Here is a 16,964-nt window from a genome sequence, read left to right as displayed (position 1 = left end):
TCGACAAAATCTGTAAAAATATGTATAAGAACTGTAAAATTTCCGAGGAAATGATAGAAAAAAGAAAAAACTGAGCGTTTCGGCTCAGTTTTTAGTCTAATTGTTTCTTTTTATATACGATTAAACATACAACGAGCGATATAATAAGCCAAACTGCAACATTTAATACATGCCCACTAATACTACTAAATCCCGCCCCACCTACTAAGCTTTTAAGTGCTTTCACAATATGAGATGTTGGAAGATATCCAATCATCGTCTTAATTACTTTATTTTCAACCATTGGCTCAAACTGTACAGCCAAATACATCGTCATTAATATCGGCATTCCAATTATTGATGTTTGTGGTACAGAAGATGCAAGTAATCCGATCATTGTTCCAAGTACGATAAACAAAATAGTTCCGCATAAGAATATCAATCCTACCAATGGAAGGTTAATATTTAACTGATCTAAAATGAATAAATTTGCAATACAAATGACCATCGTCAGACCCGATGTTAATAAACTCTTTCCAAGTAGAACTTCAACCGAAGATGCCGGTGATAGCATTAATACACGCAATGTATGTTTTTCTTTTTCTTCTGCAATTACCATAGATTGAACAAAGCCTGCGACAAATAGGAAGGCCGTTATAGTAGTAATACCTAACATTTCCTTTCCCACTCCAAATCTGCTAAACAAAAATGAAAGTATAATTGGTAAAAATGCCATTAACAACACTTGTGAATTTGTCTTAAAATCTTGTACTTCTTTTCTAAAAATAGCTGATACACGTCTCATTGAAAATGTCATTATAATCCCCTCCCAGTAACTTCAATAAAGATATCGCCTAGCGTTGGTTCGTGTGAATGAATAGATAACAGTTCGCCCTTTTTCATCCATTCTGAAATACGATTTGCGCCTAATTCATCTTTTTGCACTACTTCTTTTCGTTTACCTTTTAATACGACCTCTATTTGATCCTTAGCGTATTGTAAGCGTAGGTTCTCTGGCGTATCGAGTGCTACAATTTCTCCGCCACAAAGGAAGGCAATACGGTTACAAAGCGTTTCTGCTTCATCCATGTTGTGCGTCGTTAAGAAAATCGTCGTTCCTTCTTCATTTAAGTCTTTTAAGATTTTATGAATGTTTTGTACGTTTACTGGATCAAGTGCAGATGTTGGTTCATCTAAGAAGAGGATATCTGGTTTATGAAGGATTGCTCTCGCTAGTGTGACGCGTTGCTTCATTCCCTTTGATAATTTCTTTACTGGTGTTTTTTTATCATCTAATAAATTTACTTGTGTTAGTACTTCATCGATTCGTTCTTTTTTGCAATCGTATAAGTCACAAAATAATAGTAAGTTATCATAAATGCTAAGTCTTTCATATAAGCCGCTGTTATCTGTTAAAATACCAATTCGTTTGTAATCGATGCTACTTGGTCCTGTAATATCTTTCCCTAATACTCTTACCGTTCCAACACTATGAAGCAATTGAGAAGTTAAAATTTTTACTGTTGTCGTCTTACCAGATCCACTCGGTCCGAGGAATCCGAATATCTCTCCTTGCTTCACCTCAATATTTACATTTCGAAGTGCCGTTTTTCCACTGAAACTTTTCATTACATCTTTCATTTCAATTGCCAATGTCATTTCTTCATCCCCTTTGTTTTTCTTCTTTATAGATGAAAGTCGCTTTAGCGCTTTTCGTTCGTTTGTTTCGCTTTTCTTGACTCAATCATATGAAAAACAAAGGGATTACGCAGTAAAATACCGGTAAAAGGAGTATTTTTACTGGTGAATAAATCGCATGTTGAGCTTATTGGAGCACTTTTTATAGCCCAATCACACCTTTTAATTCATCCATGCGTCCTTTTGAAAGCGGAATCGAACTTTTTCTTTCGTCATCCAAAATTAAACTGAAACTGTTACGAGTCCAAGTAATCACTTCTCGTACTCTTTGTAAATTCACAAGATACGAGCGGTGACATCTAAAGAAACCAAAACCTGTTAATCTTGCTTCTAGTTCACTTAATGTTAATGCACATACGAAATCACCTTCACGAACGTGAATATGCGTTACTCCGTTTTGCGTTTCAATGAAATGGATTTCCATCGGATCAAGTAAAATGATTTTATCGTTCACTTTCGCAGGTATTCTTTCTAACTTCATTTGCGGAATCATTTGAATGACTTTTTCTTCACCGACTTCTTCCACTTCCTCTTGCTCAATTTCTATCTTTTTCACACCATCATTGTTTAATATGTATACATCCTCTGTTAACGAAAGGGCATCCGATAAAAATGATGACGTAATAAAGATTGCCTTTCCTTGCTCTTTCATTTTCATAATTGCTTTTCGAATAATAACCGTACTCTCTATATCTACATTTTGCTCCGGTTCTTCCAAAATGATTAAATCCGGGTTATGAATCATCATTCGTCCAATATGAAGACGACGCTTCTCTGAAAATGATAGTTTTTCTATTTTAACGTTTAGCTTATCTAGGAGACCAACAGACTGCACAACTTCTTCTATACTTACCTTTGATTCATAAAGCCCTATTAAAAACTTAAAGTATTCTTTCACCTTCAAACGATCATATGCCTCATCTTTCAAAAAACAAAAACCGATGCGGGAATAATTTTTCTTTCCAATCACTTCTCCTTCAAACAGTACATTACCAGTCGAAGCTTCTTCTTCACCAATAATAATGCGGTGTAACACTTTAGCTGTATGATTATTGCATTGCAAAACAATACATTGTCCTTTCTCAACCTTTAGCTCAATTGCCGGTAACTGGTTCGTCTTCCCTAATTGTTTCAACTCTAATAACGCCATTTCATTTCCCCCAAATGCCTTTTTATCCTATTATATCAAACAATTAATGGAAAATTTTGATATTTAACACAATGTTTTAAGGTATTATCTATTTATGTAACTACGAAAACATAAAGTGAGACTTTAATTAGTGGAGCTTTGCGGGCAGTTGATCTCCCATCTAACTTCTTTTCTCAACTTGAATTTTGAAATGAGGTTTTATTGCTCGTTAATACAGGATAAAGCGGTGAATTCTTAATGGTCCATGATGAAATTATTGAAGGGAACCCTAGTTTAAGGAGAGAATAGGATATTACAAACAAGGACCATACTCTATTTATTACGCTAAACCTAAGCACAGCAGATGGTCAACAAGATGGCATGGCTACAAAGCGTTGTGTTGGAGTGTTTTCATTTATACTCCTTCTGTAAAGCGCACCAGTTCAAATTTATCGTGAGCGAATATACACCTCTCCCTAACAGTATAATATTCAGAAAAATAAATAACCCAAGTTCATATAACTATAGAACTCAGGTTGCTTAATTGCACTTTTTAAATACCTTCTACTCGATAGGAGACACTGCATTATGTACCCATCTTAATCTATAAAATCCATATTTTGTTTGAGCTACTTGTGTCGCGATTAATTTCAACTTCATATCAATGATTATTTGTTATGTTCAACATAGTATTTATAGAACGGTAATTTTGACAGTTTTTTTCTATGTTGTAAATGCGTAACCACAGCATTAAAATGTACGAATGGTATACTAGCTAAAAATGATTTAATTAACTTTTTATATTTTTTTACTTCTTTTCCATTTTCTTTACCAGTCCAACTCCCTTCACACCAATGCACTGTATATTTACTCCCAAAGATAGGTTGTACTTCAAAATAATTCTTTGGATAAATAGTGAGACCGTCTAACTCCTGATATTTATTATTTAATTTAAATTCCTTATATTTATTTAATAGGAACAGCGTAAATAGATCATTATTGTTAATTAGTTTTACATTAGGAAATCTTTTTACAGTAAATCCTATATAACTATTATCACAAAAAGTAATCTCTTCATATATATCCAGCAATTCCTTAATTAATGGGTGCTTAGGTTTGGCGCCAATAACTGCTGTACCAATGCTACAGTCATAAATAAATCCCAAAAACATATCATTACTCAATATATCATTAAAATTTTTATTCAATTCAACATCTGTGTCTAGATAAATACCCCCATGTTCGTATAATGCTTTTAATCTAACGTAATCACTAACAAAAGCCCATTTCCTACCCTCATAAGCATCTTTAACAAATTTATTGTTCTCTATGTCGAAAGTTTTTTCATTCCATTCAACAATTTTATAATCTTTCAAACCGTCCCATGTTTTCATATATTTTTTTATATGATCCGGTTTCTCTTTTCCTCCAAACCAACAATAGTGAATAATTTTCGGAATATTTGTATTCATCTAAACTCTATCTCCTTGTAATAATTTGTTATTCTTTCCTATACTAACTTATCACATTAGTCATTTATTGGGGAGGAATAATTAACTAGTAATGCTGAAAGCCGCATTTAACCTCCATTTAAATTATAAGCGCATCAGGTCAAACTTGCCGTGCGTAAATATATGCACCTTTATAATCATCAATGATTTCAAAAGAAATTAAATAACCTGAGTTCATATAAATATAGAAACCAGATTGCTTAGTTTCGCTTTTTGAATACTGTCCAATTGAAAAAGATCACTACAATTAGGATAACCTTCTTCGAGTAGTTGTTCATAATGTTATGCTTCCAAATGTCTATGGTGATTCCAATCAATCGTACCTACTTTATACTCTTGTTCAATTCCCATTTTCATTAATACGCGATGCAGTCCGTGAAACAACTTCCTTTTTCAAAAAATATTTCTCTGCTCGTTCCACCATTGACGGAATGAGAAGTGGTACATCCATCATCTTTTTTCATCACCCCCTGTTTTTATGTTCTATATATTCTTATAATTGTATTATAAAACGAGGCTTACAACTCACCTTTCATTTATTTTCTACAAATAATGCCAAAAGGAGCTAATTAAAATTAGCTCCTTTTGCACCTATTTCTTCACCATCAATTTTCCTTCATAATCATTCATCGTCTTTATTGCAACGCCTTTATAGTAATGAGCGACAATATCTGTATATTTCTTTCCTTCCGCTGCCATGCCGTTCGCCCCGTATTGACTCATACCAACACCGTGACCGAAGCCTTTCGTCGTAACGATGATTTTATCCCCTTGTTGTTTCCACGTGAAATCAGAAGAACGTAAATCTAACTTTTCACGAACTTCTTTTCCAGTTAATGTTTTTCCTTGAAAAGCTACATCCTTTACGCGCTTTCCTTCCGTAAGGTCTTTAATATTTCCAACCTTCCCGTCTGCTAGCACTTTCACACCGAGACGTTTTTGAAAATCAGCTACTGTAAATGTTTGCTCGCTCGTAAACTTTGGAGAGGCTTGATCCCACGGACTATCTACACTTTTCAAGTACGGATAATCATTTCCCCAATAGTCAACTGCATTTTCTGTTCGGCCATTACTCGTTGAAAAGAAGGATGCTGAAATTGGTTTTCCATCATACGTTAAAACTTGTCCTGCTGTTTTCGAAACGGCTTCTTCGATTTTCTTCAAATTATTTTCGTAGTTATTACCCCATTGCTTCTTCAATTCATCTTTGCTTTTGTACACTTGATCTTTCACCGTATCTGTCACGTCCGCATTATTTTTCTTTCCTCCGCTTAGCATACGTTGTACTACAAATGTTCTCGCTGCTAATGCCTGCGCCTTTAGTGCCTCTATTTCAAAACTGGCATTCATCTCAGAAGCTACTACACCTGTCACATACTCCTCCACTGGTAATGTTTCTACCTTCTTCTGTTTTTCGCGATATACAGCAACTTGAACAGCTGTATCTACTTTTCCTGGAGCTGGTATGCTTTCTATCGCTGGAGGAGTTTTAGAGGCCGTTTCTTCCCCTACTTTTGCTTTCGCAAATGGAATAACAAGGGCTGCAGGTACAATGATAACGAGCGCTATTAAGAGCGCTACTGTAATAAAAAGTGGCTTTGAAAATTTCATCCTATTTTCCTCCAATATAAAAGCTTTACTCCATTCATTCTTATGGAACAACTCTTTCTTTTAGAACATACTTAAGGGGAAGAGTATAAAACAGAAATTTTCTAAATATTTTTACTGGTACGTGCATAAGTATAGAATTTATTGACTATAACAGTAATAACCAAAAAAAATAGCCCCTATGTCAAAAGACATAGAGACTATTTTAATTAAGCGTGAAGATCAGAAACTTCTTGTTCTTTCACTTCTTCTACTTTTTCGTTTACACGTTCAATAGTTGCACCTAATGCAGCTAATTTCTTATGGAAGTTTACATAGCCACGGTCAAGATGTTTTAACTCAGTTACACGAGTATAACCTTCTGATACTAAACCAGCTAAGATTAATGCAGCTGCAGCACGTAAGTCGGTTGCTGCTACTTCAGCACCTTGTAAGCTGTTTGGACCGTTCATAATAACAGAACGACCTTCAATTTTAATATCAGCATTCATACGACGGAATTCTTCAACGTGCATAAAGCGGTTTTCGAATACCGTTTCTGTAATCATGCTTGTTCCATCAGCTTGTAGTAATAATGCCATCATTTGTGATTGCATGTCTGTTGGGAAACCTGGGTGAGGCATAGTTTTAATATCAACCGCTTTTAACTTATCTGGGCCGATAACACGTACACCTTCGTTTTCCTCAATAATTTTAACACCCATTTCTTCCATTTTCGCTGTAATTGAGCGTAAATGTTCAGGTACAGCATTTTCAATTAAGATGTCTCCACCAGTAATTGCTGCTGCAACCATGAATGTTCCCGCTTCAATACGGTCAGGAATAATAGAGTGGTTTGCACCATATAATTTATCAACGCCTTCGATACGAATCGTTCCAGTTCCAGCTCCGCGTACTTTCGCTCCCATCGCATTTAAGAAGTTAGCTAAGTCAACGATTTCTGGTTCTTTCGCTGCGTTTTCAAGAATTGTTGTCCCTTTTGCTAATGTAGCTGCAGACATAATGTTTTCTGTCGCGCCTACGCTTGGGAAGTCTAAGTAGATTTTAGCTCCTTTTAGTTCTCCCTCAACATATGCCTCAACAAAACCGTTACCAACCTGTACTTTTGCTCCCATTGCTTCGAAGCCTTTTAAATGTTGGTCAATTGGACGTGAACCAATTGCACATCCACCAGGAAGTGCAATACGAGCACGACCGTTACGTGCTAATAATGGTCCCATTACTTGAACAGATGCACGCATTTTACGTACATATTCAAATGGTGCTTCAATGTTTAGTTCTTTAGAAGAATCGATTGTTACTTGATTATTTTCAAATACGACTTCAGCATTTAAATGACGTAATACCTCATTAATTGTGTATACATCAGACAAAACTGGTACTTCAGATAGTACATTCTTTCCATCACTCGCTAATAGGGCTGCAGCGATTATAGGTAATACAGCATTTTTTGCGCCCTCAACACGCACTGTGCCGTTTAACCGCTTTCCGCCACGGACGATGATCTTTTCCAAATTATTCCCCTCCGTGTCCTTTTTTCAGTATCTATTCACTCAATACTCAGAAGTTATGATCGGTGTGCCAACCACAATTGTATCTTTGTTGTCTGTAGAACGTATTGCTATTTGCACATTTATTTTCTCTCTATTTGTTGAAAGAGCGTCATCCCACTTTTTATTGTATGCGGAGACTGACACAAATGCTCTTTCTTCTACTTGTTCGATCGCTCTTGCTGAAAGATCTTTCAAAACCTGATTGGTTTTATTTTGCAAAACACCTTCAATCTTATCATTCAGTACACCTTGAACACAAGTGTAAATTATAGGTTTTTCACTAAAAATTTTATTCATGTTTTGAACATACTTCGGGTCCCATTTCGCCCCACTTACTTCAAAGATAATGAAAGTGTTTTCTTTAGTATTTTCTTTACTCCAAGTTACTACTACTCGTTCTTCATAAGAAGAAAGCTTTTTATAGGATGTAGCTTTATATCCATCTGGAGATTGCTCTACTTCCCACTTTTGAATATTTGCCTTTTCCTTCACATCGTTTAACAACTTTTGAAACGTATGTATGTTAGAAATTGTTTTTGTTTCTCTCGCTAACCATGACCATTTTTCTACTTTAGCATCATTTTTCTCTAAAGCCTTGATCATGCTCTCCATTTTCTGTTCATCGCTTATCGGTTTCATCTCTCTATATCCAACCAAAAATAAAACAACACTAAGTGCAACAATAAGAATGGCTTTAAGCTTCAATTTCATCCCCTCCTATCCCCATTGTTAACGGAGATTTGAGGTTCTATACACTTACTTTACTAAATACGTTAAACTCTTCGAATAGCCTAAATAATCAAGGAAAAAGTTACTTACAGATGTCCCAATTGCAATTGTAATTAAGATGAGTAATACTCGCGTCTGCAGCACTTTTCCGGACTTCATTAAACGCTCAATGTGAATGCCTTGTAAGGCCCACCACGTAATGGTAATAAACAATAAATGCGAAACAATGGCAATCAGTGCTTGTTGCCCTAAAAGTTGTGCCAAAAAATCGACCCCTTTTTACTCAGCTACTACTTATGAAAGAATATAAAAACGATACCATAATAAGTAGGAGCTACACTTTTTCAAATGCACATAGACATCTTACATTTTACATCGTGATTTTCTTTCCAAAAACGTATATCTACATTACAAGTTAACACAAAATAAAAAGCGCAGAGTACTGACTCCACACCTTTTATTTTCACTATTGTACCACGTTCCCTAAGAAGAAGAAATCTTTCATTAATGGAAAATATTCATAAAAGAAATTGTACCCAATCATCGGCATAATCCCTAGTATTACAATCGAAATTGCACAAAGACTCATAACAACCTTTATATTTAACGGTAACCGTATTCTCTCTTCTGTCTCTCCGGTGCGGAAAAACATTTGTTGTAAAATACGGAAATAATATACGAATGAAACAACTGTCGTACCCATCATAATCGAAGCTAGTACGTAATGTGCTGGCTCTACATGAAGTGCGCCTAAAAAGATATTAATCTTTCCAATGAAGCCAGCCGTTCCTGGTATCCCAGCCAACGATAAAATAAAAATTGTCATCATTATCGCTGTAAATGGCGACCTTTTATATAAACCTGTGAAAATTGTTATATTTTCCTCATTATTTTGTAAGATTAAGCCGTGGATAATGGCAAATGCGCCTATATTCATAAGCATGTATGCCAGCATATAAAACCACATGCTATCCATCGTAAATGGTGATAATGCCACAAGTGGAACGAGTAAATACCCTGCATGAGCAATGCCCGAATAAGCAAATAAACGCTTTATATTGTATTGTTTTAACGCGACTACATTCCCAACAATCATCGTAATACTTGCTAGCACTGCAATATATATACTCATATGCCCATATAAAGATTGCATATCTCCTTGTATTAATACACTTGCAAAGATCATAAGGAACAAACGAATAATGAGTAGGAACCCAGCAATTTTAGAAATCGTTCCAAGAAAAGCAGTAACAGGTGTAGTCGCTCCTTCATACACATCAGGTGCCCACATATGAAACGGCACTGTGGCAATTTTAAATGAGAGACCAACTAGCAATAAAAGAAATGCGAGAGCTAACAATAACTGAATACCACTAGCGAGCTCCCCAGTGAGTACCTTTTGCATATCTACAATGTTAGTTGAACCTGTAATACCGTATAAATAACTCATTCCGAAGAGCGTAATCGCCGTTCCAATTCCTCCGCTAATGACATATTTCATTGCCGCTTCATTTGATGCACGGCTCTTTTTTCGTATTCCTACTAAAATATAAGAAGAAAGTGAAAGTAACTCCAAACCAACGAAAAGGGTAATAAAATCAACACTAGAAGCCATGAACATCGCACCAAGAAGCGCCATTAAAAATAAATAATAATATTCGCCCTTATCTTCGATTGAATTCTTCTTATCATCGCTCATCGCGGTGCATAAAATGAGAGCTGAGGCACCTAATAGCAACGTTTTAAACCCTTTTGAAAATCCATCTAACACAAACGATCCATTTAAAATATCTCCTGCCGGTTCGCTATATAGAGTAATTAATGACACGATTGCTAATACGATGGCAGCAATCGCACCAAGAGCTACATATCTATGGTTCAGCTTAAAAAACAAATCACATATGGAAAGGAGGATGGCGGCGCCGAGAATAATAAATTCTGGCACCATTAGATGCCACGATAAGCTAAGTAACGTATTCATATCCATCCTACTTCACCCCCAATGTTTTCAATGTATTTTGAAGCGGATCCCCTAGTATTTCTGGCATAACTCCAATTGCAATAATACAAAAGATAAGTAGTAAAACAGGGACATACTCCCATCCGTGTATATCAGATTTTGCTTCCCACTCTTTCTTTCCAAATGTCACTTGAAGTGTCGCCCTTAATACATACACAGCGGTTAAAATGATGCCAATCACACCGACTGCAGCAATGACGGGCTCTCCTTGAAATAAACCGAGAAAGGCAAGAAATTCACTAACAAACCCAGACATCCCTGGTAATCCGAGCGATGCCATTCCTCCTGCTAAGAAGAAGCCGCTAAGTACTGGGACACTTTTTGCGAGTCCACCAAGCGCTGTAATGTCTGATGTTCCGAAACGTTGTTCTATAACACCGAGTAAGAAAAACAGCAAGGCTGCAATTAAACCGTGCGATACAACCTGGAATAACGCTCCTTGTGTACCAGGTGCATTAAGTGACGCAAGTCCCATTAACACAATTCCCATATGCGAAATACTAGAGTAAGCCAGTACTTTCCTAAAGTCTGTTTGGATGAGCGCTAAAAAGGCACCGTATAATAAATTAATTACGCCTAATATCGCAATTAGTGTTGCAACATCGTGAAAATATTCCGGGAATAGCCCTTTCCCGAAGCGAATAATACCGTACGCTCCAATCTTCAGCAAAACACCCGCATGAAGCATAACTACAGCTGGATGCGCTTCTATGTGTACATTGACCATCCAGCGGTGCAACGGAAAAACAGGTAGTTTAATTGCAAAAGCAATCATTATGGCAATAAATACACTAAGCTGCAAACTACTTGGGATGACGAGTGCTCCCTCTGCGTTTACGCTTCTTAATATCTCTTTCAGCTCCACAATATTTGTTGTACCTGTTTTCGCGAACAAAATTGAGAAAACAATGAGCAAAATAGCTGAGCCAATACCGTTATATATTAAATAACTATACGCAGCCTTTTCACTCGACAATTTTCCCCACTTTCCAATTAATAAGAACATTGGTGGCAACGTAATTTCAAAGAAGATAAAAAACAACATTAAGTTTTGAGCAGCAAAGACGCCGAGCATTCCTATTTCTAGCATGAGTAACAGCATATAAAATGCTTTTAAATTTCTTTTAATAGAAAAGGCTGCAATTGCTGCAAGCGTTGCTAGAAGAGCCGTCAGTACCATCATGACAAGCGACAAACCATCAATACCGAGCTCGTAATAAATAGAAAACCACCTTTTATCTACCGCTGTAAAATCGCCGAACTTAATCCACTTCATCTTTTCATCGAATAGTGACAAATTCTTTCCAGAAGCATATGTACAAGCGAGGACGATAGCGATTCCAAATGGAAGTGCCGTCCCAAATAAGCCAAGCGCTCGCACTGTACGCAATTCCTTTTTCGGTGTTAATACAAGCAATAAAATTCCTAAAAGCGGGGAAAAAATGAAGAACGTTAACAACAAATCATTCATCGTAAATCCCCTCCCGTATAGAGCAAAATAATGACGAGTACAGCGAGCGAAACCGCCGTTACAGTACCGTACACTTGTACATTCCCGTTTTGAAGTTTCGATCCAAGGTTACTTGTGCCTTTCACTACACTTGCAATTAAAACTGCAATTCCTTCGACTACATACACTTCAAATAAGCGAAGCACATGAGCGATTCCTTTCGTAATAGGGATCACCGTCATGTTGTATAGTTCATCCACATAATATTTTTCTTTCAAAAGATTATAAAGCGATGTTTCCGTACCCCCAGCCCAATTCCTAGAAATTGATTTCTTCCTATATATGAAATATGCAAGAGCGATTCCCGCAAATGAAACGAGTGTCGCAACAATCATAATCCAAACTGGTCCATGCGTTTCTTCAACCTTAAACCCTACATCTTTCGTCAACCAATCTCCGAGAAACGTCCCAAACCATGGTGTATTTATATATCCTGCCACTACTGCGAGAACGCCGAGAACAATCATTGGATACGTCATAACGCGAGGCGATTCATGCACTTCTTCCTTCGTCTTCGTTTCTCCAGTAAAGACAAGAAAGTAAAGGCGGAACATATAAAACGCTGTTAAAAATGCCGCAATTACTGCTAAAGTAAATAAAACGTAATTGCCATTCATCCACGTCGCCGCTAAAATTTCATCTTTGCTGAAAAAACCGGAAAGCAGCGGAACACCGCTAATGGCAAGGGTACCTATTAAAAATAGCGTACCAGTTACTTTCATCTTCTTCTGTAAACCGCCCATTTTATTAATGTTTTGCGTATGCACAGCATGAATTACACTTCCTGCCGCCAAAAATAGTAGTGCTTTAAAAAAAGCATGTGTCGTTAAATGAAATATACCAGCTACATAACCGGCAGAACCTAACGCGAGCATCATATACCCGAGCTGGCTAACTGTAGAATAAGCAAGCACCCTCTTTATATCTGTTTGCACAAGACCGATAGAGGCCGCAAAGATTGCAGTGAAAGCTCCAACGATTGCCACTGTCTGCATCGCCACTGTACTTGCTGAAAATAGAGGGAACATCGTCGCTACTAAATATACGCCAGCTGCGACCATCGTCGCCGCGTGAATAAGTGCCGAAACGGGTGTTGGCCCCTCCATTGCATCTGGCAACCACGTATGAAGCGGGAACTGACCTGATTTCCCCATCGCCCCGATAAAAATTAATATCGCTGTTATTGTAATCATGTAAGGAGGTAGATCCCCTGTATAAATCGCCCTAAATATTGCGTCATATTCAAAACTACCTGCGTACCAAAAAATTAAAATCATCCCGATAAATAAACCAACATCCCCAATACGGGTCATAATAAAAGCCTTTTTTGCAGCAGCCTTCGCTTCTTCTTTAAAGAAATAAAAACCGATAAGTAAAAATGAGCCAAGGCCAACTAATTCCCAAAATATATAAAGTTGTAATAAATTCGTTGATATAACAAGCCCTAACATCGCAAATGTAAAGAGTCCTAAATATGCGTAAAAGGTCGGTAATCGTTCATCACCTTTCATATAACCTTTCGAATACACATGTACAAGTAGACTCACAAGCGTCACGATAAATAACATTAAAGCTCCTAATGCAGTCACTTCAAAGCCGAATGATATATCCACATCTCCAGCTCTAAGCCACACCCACTTATGCTTCACGCTTGCTTCTGAAAACCTTTCTATTAACACAAGTACCGCAAGTATAAAGGAGAGAAAGACGAAAAAAATACTAAGTACGCTGCTTCCTTCTCTAATTTTCTTCCCGAATATAATAAGTAACAAAAACGAAACGAGTGGGAAAAGCGGTATGAGCCATGCATAATCGATCATTGTTTCCTTCCCCCTTTTTCGGTCACAATGTTATCCTTTGAGCGTATCCATTTCATCCACCTGAACTGTCGTACGATTACGATATAAAGCAATTAAAATAGCGAGTCCTACCGCCGCTTCCGCTGCCGCTACAGCCATCGTAAACAGTGAGAAAATTTGACCTGTTAAATTCGGAAATAAGCCTAATTTACTAAACGCCACTAAGTTTAAATTGGCAGCATTCAGCATTAATTCGATACAAACTAATACGATTACTGTATTCCGCTTTGTTAAAGCTCCAAATAGACCGATGCAAAACAAAATAATCGCAAGTGTTAAATATGCAGAAGCTGGAACGCTACTCATTGGAATCCTCCTCTTTCTCGTCCTTTTTCGCAAGTATAATTGCGCCAACGAGTGCTACAAGTAAAATAACTGAAGTTAGTTCAAATGGAATAATATATTTTGAATAGAGAAGCGTACCGATTTGAAGTGTGTTGTTTTCATGGAGAGGTAAACTTCCTTGTGTGCTTTCATTTGCAAAATCAACATTATTAACAGCGAAATACATAACCGCTCCAAATGCTACAACTGCAAAGAAGATAATCCATTTTCGAAGAGTAAGACGCGATTCATTTTCCGCGTTATGTTTCGTTAACATAATGCCGAAAATCATAATAATTGTGATTGCACCGGAGTAAAGTAAAATTTGTGCAACGCCTATAAATTCGGCTGACAAAAGAAAATACAAACCTGCAATGCTGAGAAATGTCAGAACGAGAGCTAGCATCATGTGCATAACTTTCGTTAAGTTCAACATAAGAACACCGCCGATAATTGCAGACAAGGATAGTATAAAGAATGCTACAAACTCGCCATTCATGCCTTATTCTCCTTCCTGACGTTTTCGTCGTTTTCGTCAAGCCACTGCAAATTTTTAAATAAGTCATCACGTGAATATTCCGCGAGTTCAAAGTTATTTGTCATGACAATTGCCTCTGTCGGACAAACTTCTGTACATAAATCACAAAGAATACAAATTTCAAAATTAATATCATACGTGTCGATAATTTTTCCTTTTTTCGTAGGATCCGGATGTTTCTTTCCTGTTAACTGAATACAGTCTGTCGGACAAATGTTAGAGCACTGATTACAAACAATACATTTCTCCGGATAAAATTTTTGAATCCCCCGAAAACGGTCTGGCAACGGCAACGGTTGATTTGGATAATCATACGTTACCTTCTTCTTGCTCAAATTACTTAATGTATATTTTAACCCTTTAAATAGTCCTTTCATCTCTTACTGGCACCCCCCTCATAGATTAGAAGAATAACTCCTTAATCAATGCCGTTAAGAAAATATTTGCAAGTGCAATCGGCAATAATACTTTCCATCCAAACTCCATTAACTGGTCACCTCTTATACGCGGGAACGTAACGCGGAACCAAATTAATAGAAAGACTACACTGCTAAATTTCAAAGCAAACCATACGGCACCTGGGATAAATCCAAGAAACATGACTGGATTCCATCCGCCTAAAAAGAGCACTGTAATTAACGATGCCATCCCGAAGAAATATACGTACTCTGAAAGCATGAAAAACGCCCAGCGAAAACCGGAGTATTCCGTATGATATCCAGAAACAAGTTCTGACTCCGCTTCCGGCAAATCGAATGGCGTCCTATTTAATTCTGCAACTGCTGCGATTAAGAAAACGACGAAGCCAATTGGCTGTACGAAAATGTACCAAACCTTCTCCTGCGCCGCTACAATCTCATTTAAATTCAGACTACCAGCTAGCAAAACGATACCAATTACACTCATTACGAGCGGAATCTCATAAGAAATCATTTGCGCCGCCGCACGCATCCCTCCTAAAAGGGAATATTTATTATTCGATGCCCATCCCCCAGTTACAACACCTATCGTCGTAATACCGGAAACAGCAATATAATAAAGTAGCCCGACTCCAATATCTGCAAATTGAAATTTATCAGTGAACGGGATAACCGCAAGCACCATAAATGCTGGTGCAAATGCAATGACAGGCGCTAATATAAACAGCGGTTTATCTGCTGCTTTCGGAATACTATCTTCTTTCAATAATAGTTTTAAAACATCAGCTACCGTTTGCAGTAAACCGAATCGGCCTCCAACCTGGTTTGGTCCAATCCGCCCTTGCATAAATCCCATCACTTTCCGTTCTGCCAAGATTCCATATGTAACGAAGCCAAGGACTGCAAATAGTAGAAGTACCGCTAATCCGAAAAAAATGAAGAAATTCGTCCAGCTTGAAGGTGATTGTAAGAGCGTCTCAATCATTAGCCATCAACCTCCCCAAGTACAATATCAACTCCACCTAAAATCGTAATTAAATTAGCGATGTTTTCACCTTTCAATAACTTCGGTAAAATTTGCAAGTTATAAAAAGATGGCCTACGAAACTTCAAACGGTACGGCTCTTTCTTTCCGTCACTTGCGATATAACAACCAATCTCTCCGCGCGGCGATTCGATACGTACGAACGCTTCTCCCTTAGGTGCCTTAATAATTTTCGGTACTTTTGCCAGCACAGCTCCATCTTTCGGGAACTGCTGAACCGCTTGCTCAACAATCTTTAAAGACTCCTCGATTTCTTGCATTCGGCAAACGTAGCGATCCCAAGCATCTCCCACGCTTCCAACAGGAATATCAAAATCAAAACGATCATAAATCGAATACGGCTCATCTTTGCGAAGATCCCAGTTTACTCCAGTGCACCGCAAATTTGCTCCGCTTAAAGAATACGAGATCGCTTCTTCCGCGCTATATATACCAACGCCTTTCACACGATTTAAGAAAATCTCATTACCGCTAACAAGATCATGATAACCTGCTAATTGCTCCCTCATATACGGAACAAACTCTTCCACCTTTTCAATCCAACCATCTGGCGCATCCCACTTCACACCACCAACTCTCATATAATTAAAAGTAAGCCGTGCCCCGCATAATTCATTTAATAAATTTATAATCATCTCTCGTTCACGAAACGCGTACAAAAACGGGCTGACCGCTCCTATATCAAGAAGATTCGTCCCCCACCAAACGAGATGACTCGCAATTCTTCCTAACTCCATCGCAAGTACTCGCAAGTATTCGGCACGCTCCGGAATTTCAAGCCCCATCATCGTCTCCACAGCATGGCAAATGACGTAATTATTCGTCATGGCTGATAAATAGTCCATTCGATCTGTATAAGGGATAATTTGCGTATACTGTAAGCTCTCAGCGATCTTTTCGGTCCCGCGATGCAAATATCCAATAACAGGTGTAGCTTCTTTAATAATTTCCCCGTCAATCTTAATTACGAGCCTGAACACACCATGTGTACTCGGATGCTGAGGTCCTACATTCAAAAGCATCTCTTCCGTGCGGATCATAG

The 16,964-nt window shown here is 37.6% G+C and carries 16 protein-coding genes and 1 pseudogene; all 17 read right to left on the bottom strand.

Going from position 1 to position 16,964, the window contains the following annotated elements; all coding sequences use genetic code 11:
* Positions 1-91: 91 nt before the first annotated feature.
* Positions 92-796, bottom strand: a complete 705-nt coding sequence (locus BLT20_RS18915) for an ABC transporter permease (protein WP_000144450.1) — start codon at positions 794-796, stop codon at positions 92-94.
* Positions 796-1,638 (bottom strand): ABC transporter ATP-binding protein, encoded by an 843-nt coding sequence (locus BLT20_RS18910; protein ID WP_000170866.1) that lies wholly within the window; start codon positions 1,636-1,638, stop codon positions 796-798. Before BLT20_RS18910 ends, BLT20_RS18915 begins: the two co-directional genes overlap by 1 nt.
* 181 nt (positions 1,639-1,819) lie before the next feature.
* Positions 1,820-2,827 (bottom strand): LytTR family transcriptional regulator DNA-binding domain-containing protein, encoded by a 1,008-nt coding sequence (locus BLT20_RS18905; RefSeq protein WP_001185929.1) that lies wholly within the window; start codon positions 2,825-2,827, stop codon positions 1,820-1,822.
* A gap of 647 nt (positions 2,828-3,474) precedes the next feature.
* A complete protein-coding gene (locus BLT20_RS18900; RefSeq protein ID WP_016123874.1) occupies positions 3,475-4,278 on the bottom strand; it encodes a glycosyltransferase family 32 protein in 804 nt (267 codons plus the stop codon).
* 324 nt (positions 4,279-4,602) lie between these two features.
* Positions 4,603-4,771, bottom strand: a pseudogene (locus tag BLT20_RS30245) (fatty-acid--CoA ligase); the annotation flags it as partial.
* Positions 4,772-4,908: 137 nt separating this feature from the next.
* Positions 4,909-5,928: a stage II sporulation protein D gene (gene spoIID, locus BLT20_RS18895; RefSeq protein ID WP_000672664.1), complete on the bottom strand. Its 1,020-nt coding sequence runs from the start codon at positions 5,926-5,928 to the stop codon at positions 4,909-4,911.
* A 206-nt stretch (positions 5,929-6,134) separates the two neighbouring features.
* A complete protein-coding gene (murA, locus tag BLT20_RS18890; RefSeq protein WP_000411274.1) occupies positions 6,135-7,439 on the bottom strand; it encodes a UDP-N-acetylglucosamine 1-carboxyvinyltransferase in 1,305 nt (434 codons plus the stop codon).
* Positions 7,440-7,478: 39 nt separating this feature from the next.
* On the bottom strand, positions 7,479-8,183 hold the full coding sequence (locus BLT20_RS18885) for a YwmB family TATA-box binding protein (protein ID WP_000767916.1): 705 nt from the start codon (positions 8,181-8,183) through the stop codon (positions 7,479-7,481).
* 51 nt (positions 8,184-8,234) lie between these two features.
* Positions 8,235-8,471 carry a DUF1146 family protein gene (locus BLT20_RS18880; RefSeq protein ID WP_000057889.1) on the bottom strand — a complete coding sequence of 79 codons (237 nt, stop codon included), beginning with the start codon at positions 8,469-8,471 and terminating at the stop codon, positions 8,235-8,237.
* Positions 8,472-8,673: 202 nt separating this feature from the next.
* Positions 8,674-10,188, bottom strand: a complete 1,515-nt coding sequence (nuoN, locus tag BLT20_RS18875) for an NADH-quinone oxidoreductase subunit NuoN (RefSeq protein WP_033684678.1) — start codon at positions 10,186-10,188, stop codon at positions 8,674-8,676.
* A 7-nt stretch (positions 10,189-10,195) separates the two neighbouring features.
* Positions 10,196-11,698, bottom strand: a complete 1,503-nt coding sequence (locus tag BLT20_RS18870) for an NADH-quinone oxidoreductase subunit M (RefSeq protein ID WP_000998925.1) — start codon at positions 11,696-11,698, stop codon at positions 10,196-10,198.
* A complete protein-coding gene (gene nuoL, locus BLT20_RS18865; protein ID WP_000568229.1) occupies positions 11,695-13,557 on the bottom strand; it encodes an NADH-quinone oxidoreductase subunit L in 1,863 nt (620 codons plus the stop codon). The genes BLT20_RS18870 and nuoL overlap by 4 nt, the downstream gene beginning before the upstream one ends.
* Before the next feature lie 30 nt (positions 13,558-13,587).
* A complete protein-coding gene (gene nuoK / locus BLT20_RS18860) occupies positions 13,588-13,902 on the bottom strand; it encodes an NADH-quinone oxidoreductase subunit NuoK (RefSeq protein ID WP_000100079.1) in 315 nt (104 codons plus the stop codon).
* Positions 13,895-14,419, bottom strand: a complete 525-nt coding sequence (locus tag BLT20_RS18855; RefSeq protein ID WP_001012812.1) for an NADH-quinone oxidoreductase subunit J — start codon at positions 14,417-14,419, stop codon at positions 13,895-13,897. Before BLT20_RS18855 ends, nuoK begins: the two co-directional genes overlap by 8 nt.
* Positions 14,416-14,835 (bottom strand): NADH-quinone oxidoreductase subunit NuoI, encoded by a 420-nt coding sequence (nuoI, locus tag BLT20_RS18850; protein WP_000677191.1) that lies wholly within the window; start codon positions 14,833-14,835, stop codon positions 14,416-14,418. Before nuoI ends, BLT20_RS18855 begins: the two co-directional genes overlap by 4 nt.
* Positions 14,836-14,860: 25 nt before the next feature.
* Complete coding sequence (nuoH, locus tag BLT20_RS18845) at positions 14,861-15,862, bottom strand: NADH-quinone oxidoreductase subunit NuoH (protein WP_000573426.1); 1,002 nt, start codon at positions 15,860-15,862, stop codon at positions 14,861-14,863.
* Positions 15,862-16,962: an NADH-quinone oxidoreductase subunit NuoD gene (nuoD, locus tag BLT20_RS18840; RefSeq protein ID WP_000621434.1), complete on the bottom strand. Its 1,101-nt coding sequence runs from the start codon at positions 16,960-16,962 to the stop codon at positions 15,862-15,864. Before nuoD ends, nuoH begins: the two co-directional genes overlap by 1 nt.
* Positions 16,963-16,964: the final 2 nt, after the last annotated feature.

Source organism: Bacillus sp. cl96 (assembly GCF_900100505.1).
Lineage (GTDB): Bacteria > Bacillota > Bacilli > Bacillales > Bacillaceae_G > Bacillus_A > Bacillus_A cereus.
The sequence above is the reverse complement of the archived record's forward strand: the minus strand, read 5'-3'. Positions and strand labels throughout refer to the sequence as shown.

Excerpts from the sequence above, each read along its gene's own strand:
- BLT20_RS18915 (WP_000144450.1), bottom strand. The coding sequence starts at position 796 with ATGACATTTTCAATGAGACGTGTATCAGCTATTTTTAGAAAAGAAGTA.
- BLT20_RS18910 (WP_000170866.1), bottom strand. The coding sequence starts at position 1,638 with ATGACATTGGCAATTGAAATGAAAGATGTAATGAAAAGTTTCAGTGGA.
- BLT20_RS18905 (WP_001185929.1), bottom strand. The coding sequence starts at position 2,827 with ATGGCGTTATTAGAGTTGAAACAATTAGGGAAGACGAACCAGTTACCG.
- BLT20_RS18900 (WP_016123874.1), bottom strand. The coding sequence starts at position 4,278 with ATGAATACAAATATTCCGAAAATTATTCACTATTGTTGGTTTGGAGGA.
- spoIID (WP_000672664.1), bottom strand. The coding sequence starts at position 5,928 with ATGAAATTTTCAAAGCCACTTTTTATTACAGTAGCGCTCTTAATAGCG.
- nuoN (WP_033684678.1), bottom strand. The coding sequence starts at position 10,188 with ATGAATACGTTACTTAGCTTATCGTGGCATCTAATGGTGCCAGAATTT.
- BLT20_RS18870 (WP_000998925.1), bottom strand. The coding sequence starts at position 11,698 with ATGAATGATTTGTTGTTAACGTTCTTCATTTTTTCCCCGCTTTTAGGA.
- nuoL (WP_000568229.1), bottom strand. The coding sequence starts at position 13,557 with ATGATCGATTATGCATGGCTCATACCGCTTTTCCCACTCGTTTCGTTT.
- nuoK (WP_000100079.1), bottom strand. The coding sequence starts at position 13,902 with ATGAGTAGCGTTCCAGCTTCTGCATATTTAACACTTGCGATTATTTTG.
- BLT20_RS18855 (WP_001012812.1), bottom strand. The coding sequence starts at position 14,419 with ATGAATGGCGAGTTTGTAGCATTCTTTATACTATCCTTGTCTGCAATT.
- nuoI (WP_000677191.1), bottom strand. The coding sequence starts at position 14,835 with ATGAAAGGACTATTTAAAGGGTTAAAATATACATTAAGTAATTTGAGC.
- nuoH (WP_000573426.1), bottom strand. The coding sequence starts at position 15,862 with ATGATTGAGACGCTCTTACAATCACCTTCAAGCTGGACGAATTTCTTC.
- nuoD (WP_000621434.1), bottom strand. The coding sequence starts at position 16,962 with ATGATCCGCACGGAAGAGATGCTTTTGAATGTAGGACCTCAGCATCCG.